Raw genomic sequence first — 12,773 nt, 5'->3', positions numbered from 1 at the left:
ATTAATCCTTAGTAAGTGAAATAGTGAATAAAATAGTTAATACAACTCCTATCACGACTAGGTAAACCCCTAGGTCAAAGAATAAAGCCGATCCGATCATCCCGATAACCGGGATTTTTTCTTCCCACCACAATCCAGTCATGGGAGGCAGCCCAAAAAAGGTAGGCATCACCACGGCAACAGCAGAGATACCCAATCCGATGGGAATCAGGGACAAGGGTTTCCTGCCCAATATCTTCATGGTCGCTTCCGTACCATTGGCAAAGCTGTGCAATACAAAAGCTATGGAGGCCACTAGGCCACCCACAAATCCTCCTCCAGGATAATAATGCCCTCTCAACAACAGAAAGAAAGAGAATAGAAGTAAGATGGGTAACAGGTATCTTGTAGCTGTCTGTAATATTATACTGCGCATGGTCTTATTCCTTTTCTGAAGATTTTAATCTCAATTTCAATAAACTGTATACGCCTAATGCGGCAATTCCCAAGACTACCGTTTCAAACATGGTATCAATCCCACGGAAATCTGCCAAGATCAAGTTCACCACATTCTTTCCTTTTGCCAAGATATAGGCGTTCTCGCCGTAAAAATCGCTGGTTTGCGTTTGTATCGGCTCATACAGCACTTTCAAGGCGATAATGGAAAGTATAGCGCCAAAGCCCAGGGCAACGATGCTATCCCGGTATCTTTCTCTCTTTGAAGCTAGGTTCAGGAAACTCGGTAATTTATATAGGACCAATACGAAAAGTACGGTACTCAAGGTGTCAATGGTAAATTGGGTCATGGCCAAATCTGGCGCACTGTAGAACACATACATCAAACAGATACAATATCCGATGACACTCATCGCCACCACCGATGTCAATCGGGAAGGGGTGGAGATAACGATCACCAAGGCACCCAAAAGGATGATCACGACAGCCACCTCGTAAATGGTCAATGGGGTCAGGTTGTCAAAATCAATCTGGATCGGGCCACTCTGCCAAAGTTTATATATCAATAAAGCTTCCGCAAAAAGGATGATCTTCATGTGGTATGACCGTAGATAGCCATTATGGAAGAAGTTACTGAACCAATCGGCAAAGCGTACGATGTCATTGGCATAACCGGTTATGATCCGCTGCGGAGAAATCCTATCTAGGTTTTCCACCCGCTTTACCTTTGCTTCGCTAGGCTTATTGATGAAATAAACAAAGGTTCCTGCCCCAAGTGTTGCCAAACTTAAGATCAGCACGGTGTTGAAGCCATGCCAGATTGCCAAATGCATTTCGGTATCGGCAGCAAAGATGGAATTGGCAGTTTGATAACTCAGGAAGTTTCCGGTCAGTCCGGGGATCAATCCAAAGATTAGGCCTAAAGAGGCAAGGATCAATGGTGGAATCCACATGGATTTATAGGGGAGGTGCAGTTTCGAATAGGCTGATGGAAGCTCGCCAAAGAAGGGCTTGATCCCTGCCATAAATCCAGCTGCCACCAAGCAGACATTGGTTGCGACAGCCAATATCGTTAAGATCAATATCCAATTTTCCTTTGCATGTAGGGTCGCTTCATAAATGAGGTCCTTGCCAATAAAGCCGAATGTAGACGGAAGGCCAGCACTGCTCAACGCGGCTAAACCAGCGGCAAGGGCAACTGGGCCCAACACTTTCCGCAAGCCAGATAGTTTCGTGATATCCCGTGTCCCAGTTTCATGGTCGATGATTCCTGTGACCAGAAATAGGGTGGCCTTATAGAGTGCATGCACCAGGATAAATACACTGGCTGCAATAACAGCTTCCTTCGTGCCGACTCCCAACAAAAAGACCAGCATACCAAGGGCTGAAATGGTCGTGTATGCCAAGATAGATTTCAGGTCTATCCTGAACAGGGAGTGAACCGCGGAATACAACATCGTAAATCCACCTACACCTATCAAGGTATAGCTCCATAATTCCGTTCCGCTCAGCACCGGGAAAAACCTAGCTAAGAGATAGATCCCCGCTTTTACCATCGTGGCAGAATGCAGATAGGCCGACACCGGAGTAGGGGCCTTCATAGCTCCCGGCAACCAGAAATGGAATGGGAATTGGGCCGACTTGGTAAATGCTCCAATAAAGATCAGGAAGAGGATCAATGGATATTGGGGATGGTTCAAGATAACGTCCCGATATTCTATTAATTCAGAAATCCTATAGGTTCCAGCTACATTGCCTATCAAGACAAGGCCGGCAAGTAAAAAGAAACCGCCCATACCGGTAATGGTCAGCGCGGTCATTGCACTTTTTCGGGATGCCTCTTGGTCATTGTTAAATCCGATCAGGAAAAAAGAACTGATACTGGTCAATTCCCAAAAGATAAACAGCAAAAAGATATTATCCGAAAGGACCAAACCCAACATGGCCGACATAAATAGATAGAGATATCCAAAAAATCGGTCAAAATAGGGGTGTCCTTTGAGGTATGTTCGGGCGTAAAAGAAAATTCCGCAGCCAATTCCGGTAATCAACAGGCAAAACAACAGCGATAGACCATCCAACTTGAGGTTGAAGTCGACCCCTAGCGATGGAACCCAGCTGATTTCTTGGAAAAAGGTAGATCCAGCAGCAATTTTTGGGATATATCCCATGTAATAAATAAATAGAGCTGTGGGAATGAGCGGAATGATGATGCTCCAGGATGATTTAAGCTTTTTGCCAAATGGAATGAGCAAAATCGAAGAAATCAAACCTAGAAGTATCGTAAATAACATGCGCGCTCTCTTAAAGAATTAATGGGATTCGGCTAAAAATAATAAAAAACAGCCATTTTTCTCGCCTTAATTAAGAGAAAACATGATGAAATTCAAAAATAATTGCATTAAGCCAATTCCTCAAAATCCATCATGAATATTTTTGTCCCCCAATAAAAACATATACTTTCAATAAAAATCCCCTTTTCTTATTAAATTTAGATAATCAACTTTTAATCATTATGAATTTTAAATCTCTTTCAGTGCTCTCCACTTTGTTGGCGTTGCTATTGTTCTCGCAGCAGTTAATTGCCCAGCAAAGCTATGTCAAACCTAAACTTACAAACAGCAAATCCTGGTCTTTGGTTTTGATTCCTGATCCCCAAACCTATGTCAAATACGACCGTAATGTGGGGATATTAAACCTGATGACCTCTTGGGTCCGTGAAAATGCAGACTCTTTAAATACCCAATTTGTGCTATGTACAGGTGATTTGGTTGAACAGAATGATCTATTGAACCCAGATACCAAGGCGGCCAACCAAAACAGCAAACAGCAATGGACCAATACCAGCGAAGCTTTTCGCAAACTAGATAACCGTGTTCCTTATGTCTTGGCAACCGGTAACCATGATTATGGCCATGTGAGCGCTGAATATAGAGCTACCCAATATGATAGGTATTTCTCGCCGGAACAAAATGGATTCAATGCAAGAGCATTGCGTGAGGTAGGTCCAAGCCTGAACGGCAACTCATCGGCTGTCAATGCTGTCTATGAGTTTGAAACGCCTCATCCAAAGAAATTATTGGTAATGGTCCTTGAATTTGCACCCCGTAATGAAGTGCTTGCTTGGGCAAAGAAAACCTTGGATCAACAGAAGTATGAAAATCATGACGTGATCTTGTTGACCCATACCTATCTGGACAGCAAAAGCAACCATATTCAAAAAGAAGGCTACAAGATTGAGGATGCTAACTATGGTGCGGCGGTTTTCGAAAAATTGGTCAAGCCTTCTAAAAATATCCGAATGGTATTCTCTGGACATATTGGCGATCCGGATAATTTTGACGGACACATCGGGTTCAGACAGGATAAGAACGCTGCCGGAAAAACCGTTAGCCAGATGACCTTCAACGCCCAAGCGATGGGCGGTGGCTGGTTCGGTAATGGTGGTGATGGCTGGTTGAGATATTTGGAATTCCTTCCGGATGGAAAGACCGTAAAAGTGAAAACCTTTTCGCCGCTTTTTGCGATCTCCCCAGCAACCCAGAACCTAGCATACAAGACTGAAAAAAACCAGGAATTTCAATTTTCATTGGAGGATTGATTCGATTTTCCTGACCAATTGGCTTCGGGTCTTGCTTTGACCTCATTCGAGACATATTCGGAAAATTCGGAATGTGTCTCGAATGAGGTCAAAATATAAACTAGGAAATTTCTAAAAAACTAGCCATAACATTTTTCCAGATCAAAACGGCAAAACAGGACATAAAAAAATGGAGCCCACTTATACTGTAGGCTCCATTTTTTTATGGAATATTTTTTTTAAATCCTGTGCGATTATTTCTTCATTTCCTTGGAACCTTCAATAATAGCTTCCACTACGTTTGGATCTTGAAGGGTCGAGGTATCACCTAGATTATTTAATTCGCCTTCGGCAATCTTACGCAGGATCCTACGCATGATTTTTCCAGACCTAGTTTTAGGAAGGTCCGTAACGAATTGGATAATATCTGGTTTTGCAATGGCTCCGATAATACGGGTCACCGTTTGCAGGATATCTTGTCTTGTTTTTTCGGCGTCGATATGGTGGTTGGCAATGACGTATGCATAGATACCTTGCCCTTTAACAGGGTGAGGGTAACCTACGATTGCTGACTCCACAACATCCGAGTGCATATTGATTGCATTTTCAACCTCAGCAGTGCCGATACGGTGTCCGGATACGTTCAATACATCATCCACACGACCGGTAATGCGGTAGTAGCCTTCAGGACTGCGGTAACAACCATCGCCAGTGAAGTACATATCTTGATAAGTAGAGAAATAGGTTTGTCTACAACGCTCATGATCGCCCCAAGTCGTCCGCAACATGCCTGGCCAAGGGAACTTGATACATAGGTTGCCCGTCACATCGTTGCCTTGGATTTCTTCACCGTTTTCATCCATTAAGCATGGTTGAACTCCCGGTAGTGGCAACATCGCATAGCCAGGGATCTCTTTCGTGATGCCTGCAATCGGGGTAATGAGGTGTCCTCCGTTTTCAGTTTGCCACCAGGTATCTACGATTGGACATTTGCCATGGCCGACTTTATCGTGGTACCAGTTCCATGCTTCCTCATTGATCGGCTCACCTACAGTACCTAAAACACGTAGCGAAGAAAGATCTTTTCCTTCTAGGAACTCATCGCCAAAGGCCATCAATGAACGGATAGCGGTAGGAGCGGTGTATAAGATATTCACTTTATATTTATCGACAATATCCCAGAATCTACTTGCATTCGGGTAGGTCGGGATTCCTTCAAACATCAAGGAGGTTGCTCCTTGAGAAAGCGGACCATAGACGATATAGCTGTGTCCGGTAATCCAACCGATATCAGCTGTACAGAAGTAAACTTCGCCCGGTTGATATTGGAAGGTGTTTGCAAAGGTGTATCCTGTATAAACCATGTATCCAGCTGTAGTATGAACCACGCCTTTCGGTTTCCCGGTTGATCCGGAAGTGTACAGGATGAACAAGGTGTCTTCAGCGTCCATCTCTTCAGCAGGACATGCAGGATTACCTTGGGTTTCCACTTTCTTGATCTCATCTTCCCACCATACATCACGGCCTTTGATCATGGAAACTGGAGTACGGGTACGGGTCAAAACGATTACTTTTTCAACAGAATCACATTGCATCAAGGCATCATCCACAATAGATTTCAGTTCCAATATTTTTTGGCCACGGAAACCACCGTCGGAGGTAATGACCAATTTACAGTCTGCATCGTTGATGCGATCAGCGATAGAGCGAGCGGAGAAACCGCCGAATACCACATTGTGGATCGCGCCGATACGAGCACAAGCCAAGACAGCAATGACCAATTCAGGTACCATCGGTAAATAAATGCATACCCGGTCGCCTTTGCGGATATTGTTGTTCTTTAGGACATTCGCAAACTGCTCAACTTTTTGCAATAATTGTTTATAGGTCAGGATACGGTGTGCCTCATTGGGGTCGTTAGGTTCCCAGATAATGGCAGGTTGATCTCCTAATTTATAGATATGACGATCTAAACAGTTCTCTGTAATATTAAGTTTCGCGCCTTCAAACCACTTGATGTCTGGATCTTTAAAGTTCCAGTTCAACACATTGTTCCATTTTCTTTTCCAAAAGAAATGGTCTGCCACATCACTCCAAAACGCTTCGGGTTCTTCTACACTCCTTTTGTAAGCTTCTTGATACTCCTCAAAAGATTTAAGCTGAAAATTCATCTTTTTTTAAAAAATTATAGGTCTACATTATCTTTACATCAGGAAATTATTTAATTCGGTCAATTAGTTATTGAATGCGGAAAAAACAAGGACCTGTATAGCTAATTTAATTTTTTTTCGATTGAAATACTAATTTTTGTAGGCTAGGAACAAATATTGAGAGCAATTGTTAGGTTACCATGACAGGCATTTTGAAAAGGATATATTATTTTTTGGTTCATACGAATCTACTGATTGCCTTGGCAGCGGTGGCCCAATGTGCCTTGACCTATTATATCCTACAGTTTCCGGTCAACAATGATATCCTGATCATTGAAGGCGCTACCACCTTGCTTCTCTATAACCTGAGCCTGTACCTGTCCTTGCCGAAAGATCCCAGCAAATCACCTTTTCAACGAACCCGATGGATCGGGAAGAACATGTGGCTTTTTTGGTTATTGAGTGGCCTGTCAGTTTTGATCACGGTTTGGGCCTTGTTACATGTGCATATCTTGACCTTGTTTTTTCTGGGCTTTATTGGTGTGATCAGTTTGGCCTATGCCGTTCCGCTGGTCAAGGTCAATAATAAATGGGTAGGGATGAGGCAGGTCCCTGGTCTGAAGGTTTTTTATATCGCCTTGGTCTGGTCCCTAAGTAGTGTGGGACTTCCCGTAGTGGAGCTGTTTGCCAATGGCGAGCAAATAGATTGGTACTTTGCCAATTACTTAGGACTAGTAAAAATTGTGTTCCTAGTGCTTTGTACACTCCCTTTTGATATCCGGGATTATGAACAGGATAGTTTGTATAACCTGAAAACAGTGCCGATCTTGTTGGGAAAAGAAAAGGCCATTAATTTATCCTATGGAATAGGGGTCTTCCATTTGGTCCTAATCCTTTTGTCCCCAAATACCTGGGCCGTTAAAATAGGTTTGTTGTTGACGACAATCCTCATCTTGGCCATGTTCAGGATCATTATCTTTTCAAAGGAAAAGCACTATCACCATGTCTATCTGCTAGACCTAGCTTTAGTGCTTCAATGGTTCTTTGTATGGCTATTGATACTCGTAAGCAATAACCTTATCGGCTAATACTTCGGATAGCTTATAATAACTTTCGAATGTCCAACCGGCAACATGTGGGCTCAATAGTACATTTTCCCTTTGGATCAGGTCCTGATACCAAGGCTCTTCGGCCAAAGCTGGGAATTTCTCAACGGGCAGCACATCAAATGCCGCGGCAATAATCTTACCTTCATCCATTTTCTTTAATACCGCTGGAACTTTAACGATTCCCCCGCGGGCACCCATCAAAAAGAAGATGGGTTTCCTGAAATGGAATAGGTATTCGTCATCCACCATACCTCGGGTCTCACGTGTTAAAGGGATATGGAAACTCAATACATCGGCTCTCCGCACGACTTCTTCCATAGAGACCTCGGTGGCATAGAGGTCGGAAAAACCAGTTTTATACTTGTCATAAGCAATGACTTTTACGTCGAATCCAGATAGTTTCTTCGCCATGGCTTGACCATTATGGCCATATCCGATGAGCGCCACGGTCTTTCCTTTCAGCTCATAGCCTCTGTTTTCTTCTCTTTTCCATTCGCCAGATCGAACCTCCCGATCTCCACGGTTCAGGTTGTTCATCAGGCTCAGAAGCATTCCGATCATGTGTTCCCCTACAGCATCGCGATTGCCTTCATTGGCGGGGATCAATTTGATACCCTTGCTGCTAGCGTATACTTCATCAATATTGTCCATTCCCGCTCCGGCTCTACCGATCATCTTGAGGTTGGGGTTGAGGTCAATAAATTCTTTGTCCACTTGGAATTTCGAACGGATGATAAGGCCATCAAAATCAGGGATAGCTTTTTCAGCTTCCGCTCTGCTGATGTCGGGTTGGTAAGAATAGGCAATTGCAGCGCGACTTAGTTTCTGCAACAGAACTTCATGTATATCGTCGACTATTAAAATATTCATATTATGCATTATTTCATGAAATCTTCCTTGAACAGCTTGATCAAAGCTTTTTGGTTCATGCTGTCGGGCATGATCTTCATGAGGTTATTTCGGACTGAAATTAAGAATTTATTCTCCCATTGAGCAACATCACCGATCAATTTTGAAGTATCTGTGATATACTTGGTCCGGGATAATCTTCGCTTTTCAAAAGATAGGAAGGCTTGCCATACGGACTGATCCTTTTGAAGTTCCTGATGGAGTACCGCGACATCTTCCATGGCTTGGCATGCCCCTTGGCCCATATTGGGGGTGCAGGCATGTGCGGCATCACCAATGATCAGGATATTGCCAAAGGCAAAGTTCTTTAACGGTTTGATATCAATGATATCGGACCAGATCAAATCGGAATCCAAGGTTCTCTCCAGTACTTCTTGTATAGGTTGGTGGTAATTTCCGAACTGACGCTTCAGTTCCTGTACGCCGTAATCCCTGAAAGTTGGGTTTTGCTGTGGGCCATTGATACAGGCATACCAATAGATGCGTTTATTGACAAGTGGTGTTAGGCCAAATCGGCCTTTATTTCCCCAAGTCTCCGATCCTCTGTTCAGGTTGAGTTCCGTGTTGTCTATCGTCGCTCGCCAACAGCTATAACCAGCATATCTGGGTTTTGATGTTGGGACGAGCTGTTGTCGCAAGGGAGATTTGACACCATCAGCAATGATGAGGTATTTGCTCCTGTGCGAACTTCCATCTTCAAACTGTATTTCCACATAATCCTCTTTTTGGGTAATTTGACGTGCTCTCTTGCCAAGAGCAATGTGATCCTGATTTACTTTTGATAAGAGGTATAAGTGTAGATCGGCGCGATGGATGGCAAAATTCTTTTGCGCGTATTTATCGGATAATTTACTGGTGTTTGGGTTGACGAGGATATTGCCTTTCTGGTCAAGGATGGCAAAAGAATCTAGGTAATAGCCGATCTTTTCGACTTCCTCACGGATTCCGATATATTCTAGGGCTTGCATGGCATTGGCTGCTAGGCCAAACCCCGCCCCGATACCTTTGATTTCTTTGGCTTGTTCAAAAAGAGTGAATTCACGGTTTAGGTTTTGTAGAGCAATGGCAGCGGTCAGTCCGGCGACCCCGGCTCCAATAATGGTAAATTCACTTTGTACATCCATGTCAGAGACTTTTTGATATTTCGTTGGTCAAGGTTTCAAAATCTTGAACAGACAGGCGTTCTGCCCTTAATTCATAGAGCGGATTGTCACTCATCCTATCTTTAGGGACTACAGCTGATAGGGCATTCCTCAAGGTTTTACGTCTTTGGTTGAAGCCTGCCTTTACAACGCGCCAGAATAATTTCTCATCACAGTCCAAGGTCACCCGATTGTTGCGGACCATGCGCATCACGCCGGAAAGTACCTTTGGCGGCGGATTGAATGCGCCAGCTTTTACGGTAAAGAGATAAGAAACATCATAGTATGCCTGCAGAAAAACACTCAGGATTCCGTATTCCTTGTTTCCCGGTTTGGCCACACAACGTTCGGCTACTTCCTTTTGGAACATCCCCACCATTTCGACCACACGGTTTCTTTCTTCCAGGACCTTAAAAAGGATTTGGGAAGAAATATTGTAGGGAAAGTTTCCGATAACGGCCATCTTTTCACCAAAATATTGGCTGAAGTCCAGGTTTAGGAAATCGCCATGGATCAGACGGTTGCCAAGTTCAGGGTATTTGTCTGCTAAATATTCAATGGATTCATCATCGACATCAATCAAGAAGGTTTCATAGGCCTCATTTTGAAGCAGGAAATCGGAGAGAACGCCCATTCCAGGTCCAACTTCCAAGACCTGGTTGAAGCCAAGAGAAGGAGTTAAAGCATCAACGATCCGTTGTGCTGCATTTTTATCGTTAAGGAAATGCTGACCTAAATGTTTTTTTGCGCGTACTGAACCCATAGGAATTATTTGCTACAAAGATAGTGTTTTTTAGGTGAGCAGGATTTGAATTGTATGTTGCATTTGCATGTTAATGGCATTTGAACCTTAATGTTTATGTTTTTTTGCTATTTTTGACTATATCTAATAGCATTGAAGATGAGTGAGAAACTAAAAATAGGCATTTCAGTAGGAGATATTAACGGAATCGGTTTAGAGGTTATTATTAAATCCTTGATGGATAACCGTGTTCTGGATTTCTTTACGCCCATAGTTTATGGCAATACCAAAGTTGCCTCCTTCCATCGAAAGGCGATTGGAGTGAATGACTTCAGTTTCAATGTGATCAACTCAGCGGATCAGGCAAACGCTAAGCGTCCCAATATGATCAATTGCTGGCAAGAGGATGTAAAAATCAGTTTGGGCGAGCAAAACGAAATTGGTGGGAAGTATGCCTTTATTTCTTTGCAAAAAGCTACAGAGGACCTGAAGGCAGGTTTGATTGATGCTTTGGTCACTGCGCCGATCAACAAACATAATATACAGCAAGAAGGCTTCAACTTTCCTGGACATACCGAATACCTACAGGATGCATTTGATGCCAAGGATGTCTTGATGTTCATGGTGAGCGATGACCTGCGCGTTGGCGTGGTTACGGGGCATATTCCTGTGAAGGAAGTTGCGGCTTCCATTACGGAGGAGGGTATCCTGCATAAATTGAGGATGATGAACGAAAGCCTGAAGAAAGATTTCTGGATTCAAAAACCAAAGATTGCGGTCCTTGGCTTAAATCCACATGCCGGTGATGATGGCCTGATCGGTACCGAAGATCGGGATATCATAAAACCAGCTATTGAGAAAGCTAATGAAGAAGATATCTTCTGTTTTGGCCCATTCCCAGCTGATGGTTTCTTTGCTGCTGATGCCTATACCAAGTTTGATGCGGTCCTAACCATGTACCATGACCAAGGTTTGATTCCATTTAAGCATATCGCTGCGCGTAATGGAATTAATTTTACGGCAGGTCTTCCAGTTGTGCGTACCTCCCCAGATCATGGAACCGGATATGACATCGCTGGAAAAAATATGGCCTCACATGCATCTTTCTTAGAAGCGATTTTTGAAGCTGTTCATATTGTAAATAGACGTAGAGAACAAGAGGTTCTGACTGAAAATCCATTAGCGTTCCGTAGGCTGTCGAAAGATCGTGACTAAGTAAAGGCGGGATTTTATAAAGGCTAACACCTGTTGTCTATAAATTTCATTACTTTTGCACTTTGTTGCTATGAGTGAGAATTTAAGTCATCCCATTTTTTCCATAATAAGAGAATTAGCCCATCAGGAGGGAGTTTCCTGTTTTGTTATCGGAGGCTATGTCCGTGATAGAATCATGGGCCGTCCATTCAAGGATGATATCGATATCCTTGTTTTGGGGAGCGGGATTGATTTCGCCAATAAACTAGGAGAAAAACTACATACGAAAGTTGCTGTCTATAAATCATTTGGAACAGCGATGTTGGTCTATGAAGGCCTTCAGGTTGAGTTTGTTGGTGCAAGAAAGGAATCTTACCGAAAGGATTCCAGAAAGCCTATCGTAGAGGACGGTACCCTTGAGGATGACCAAAATCGTCGTGACTTTACCATCAATGCCATGGCTTTTTCGCTGAATGAAGCAAATTATGGCGAACTCATCGATCCCTTCCAAGGATTGAACGATATCCAAAACAGATTGATAAGAACACCATTGTCTCCGGACATCACCTTTTCAGATGATCCATTGAGAATGATGCGTGCCATTCGTTTTGCTACCCAGTTAAACTTTAGGATCGACTCAACTGCCCTGAATGCCATCAGTGAAAACGCAGACCGTATCCAGATCATCTCCAAAGAACGGATCACTGACGAACTCAATAAAATTATCCTGGCTGAAAAACCTTCCATCGGTTTCAAGTATTTATTTGATACGGGCCTTCTGGAAAGGATATTTCCTGCCATGTATCAATTGTACGGTGTGGAATATGTGGATGGTAAAGGGCATAAGGACAATTTCTACCATACCTTGGAAGTATTGGACAATGTGGCGGAAATGTCTAATGATCTTTGGCTTCGTTGGGCAGCGATCATGCATGATATTGCCAAGCCTGCCACCAAGCGCTTTGATAAAAAAGTAGGATGGACCTTCCATGGACACGAGGACCGTGGGGCGAAGATGGTTCCCAAATTGTTTGCAGACCTGAAACTTCCTTTGAATGAAAAGATGAAGTTTGTGCAGAAATTGGTGATGCTTCATCTCAGACCGATTGTCTTGGCCAAAGATATCGTGACAGATTCAGCGGTTCGCCGCCTGTTGTTTGAGGCTGCTGATGATATCGATGATCTGATGTTGTTGTGCCATGCGGATGTTACCACCAAAAATGAATATAAAAAGAGGAAGTACAGGGACAATTTTGAGCTCGTAAAACAGAAACTGAAAGATGTTGAAGAACGGGACCACCTGAGAAACTGGCAACCTCCGGTGGATGGTGATGATATCATGAAAACCTTTGGTATCGGACCTGGAAAACATGTCGGAATTATCAAGAAGGCTATCCGTGAGGCGATTTTGGAAGGTGAAATTCCAAATTCCAGACAAGAAGCGCTATCATTGATGATAGAAAAAGGGAAAACATTGGGCCTAACCAAAGTTTGAACGGATTGATTTTTTAA

10 protein-coding genes are annotated in these 12,773 nt (G+C 43.3%); 4 read left to right on the top strand and 6 right to left on the bottom strand.

From position 1 onward, the window contains the following. Nucleotide 1: 1 nt before the first annotated feature. The gene (locus RT138_RS14710; RefSeq protein WP_093100507.1) at nt 2-415 is read right to left on the bottom strand and encodes a Na+/H+ antiporter subunit B; all 414 of its coding nucleotides are present in this window, start codon (nt 413-415) and stop codon (nt 2-4) included. 4 nt (nt 416-419) lie between these two features. Beyond that, complete coding sequence (locus RT138_RS14705; RefSeq protein ID WP_313191291.1) at nt 420-2,729, bottom strand: putative monovalent cation/H+ antiporter subunit A; 2,310 nt, start codon at nt 2,727-2,729, stop codon at nt 420-422. A 221-nt stretch (nt 2,730-2,950) separates the two neighbouring features. Here RT138_RS14705 and RT138_RS14700 point away from each other — a divergent pair, with 221 nt between their 5' ends. Further along, complete coding sequence (locus tag RT138_RS14700) at nt 2,951-4,036, top strand: metallophosphoesterase (protein ID WP_313191290.1); 1,086 nt, start codon at nt 2,951-2,953, stop codon at nt 4,034-4,036. Nucleotides 4,037-4,269: 233 nt separating this feature from the next. Here RT138_RS14700 and acs read toward each other — a convergent pair whose 3' ends face one another. Continuing rightward, nucleotides 4,270-6,186: an acetate--CoA ligase gene (gene acs / locus RT138_RS14695; protein WP_185215919.1), complete on the bottom strand. Its 1,917-nt coding sequence runs from the start codon at nt 6,184-6,186 to the stop codon at nt 4,270-4,272. Nucleotides 6,187-6,398: 212 nt separating this feature from the next. Between acs and RT138_RS14690 the strand changes: the two genes are divergently transcribed. After that, nucleotides 6,399-7,253 (top strand): hypothetical protein, encoded by an 855-nt coding sequence (locus RT138_RS14690; protein WP_313191289.1) that lies wholly within the window; start codon nt 6,399-6,401, stop codon nt 7,251-7,253. Here the strand turns inward: RT138_RS14690 and RT138_RS14685 are convergent. From RT138_RS14685 to rsmA, 3 genes are read right to left on the bottom strand one after another with little or no spacing between them, the layout of a single operon-like run. Further along, nucleotides 7,218-8,153 carry an NAD(P)-dependent oxidoreductase gene (locus tag RT138_RS14685; protein WP_409529458.1) on the bottom strand — a complete coding sequence of 312 codons (936 nt, stop codon included), beginning with the start codon at nt 8,151-8,153 and terminating at the stop codon, nt 7,218-7,220. The genes RT138_RS14690 and RT138_RS14685 overlap by 36 nt on opposite strands. Further along, the gene (locus tag RT138_RS14680; protein ID WP_313191287.1) at nt 8,153-9,307 is read right to left on the bottom strand and encodes an FAD-dependent monooxygenase; all 1,155 of its coding nucleotides are present in this window, start codon (nt 9,305-9,307) and stop codon (nt 8,153-8,155) included. The genes RT138_RS14685 and RT138_RS14680 overlap by 1 nt, the downstream gene beginning before the upstream one ends. A 1-nt stretch (nt 9,308) precedes the next feature. Next, on the bottom strand, nt 9,309-10,088 hold the full coding sequence (gene rsmA, locus RT138_RS14675) for a 16S rRNA (adenine(1518)-N(6)/adenine(1519)-N(6))-dimethyltransferase RsmA (protein WP_313191286.1): 780 nt from the start codon (nt 10,086-10,088) through the stop codon (nt 9,309-9,311). A 138-nt stretch (nt 10,089-10,226) separates the two neighbouring features. On the opposite strand from rsmA, the gene pdxA reads away from it, so the two are divergent. Both pdxA and RT138_RS14665 read left to right on the top strand, forming a co-directional pair. Continuing rightward, complete coding sequence (gene pdxA, locus RT138_RS14670) at nt 10,227-11,282, top strand: 4-hydroxythreonine-4-phosphate dehydrogenase PdxA (protein ID WP_313191285.1); 1,056 nt, start codon at nt 10,227-10,229, stop codon at nt 11,280-11,282. Nucleotides 11,283-11,352: 70 nt separating this feature from the next. Further along, the gene (locus RT138_RS14665) at nt 11,353-12,756 is read left to right on the top strand and encodes a CCA tRNA nucleotidyltransferase (RefSeq protein ID WP_313191284.1); all 1,404 of its coding nucleotides are present in this window, start codon (nt 11,353-11,355) and stop codon (nt 12,754-12,756) included. The last annotated feature ends 17 nt before the right edge of the window (nt 12,757-12,773 follow it).

This window comes from Sphingobacterium sp., assembly GCF_032065005.1.
GTDB lineage: Bacteria > Bacteroidota > Bacteroidia > Sphingobacteriales > Sphingobacteriaceae > Sphingobacterium.
The sequence above is the reverse complement of the archived record's forward strand: the minus strand, read 5'-3'. Positions and strand labels throughout refer to the sequence as shown.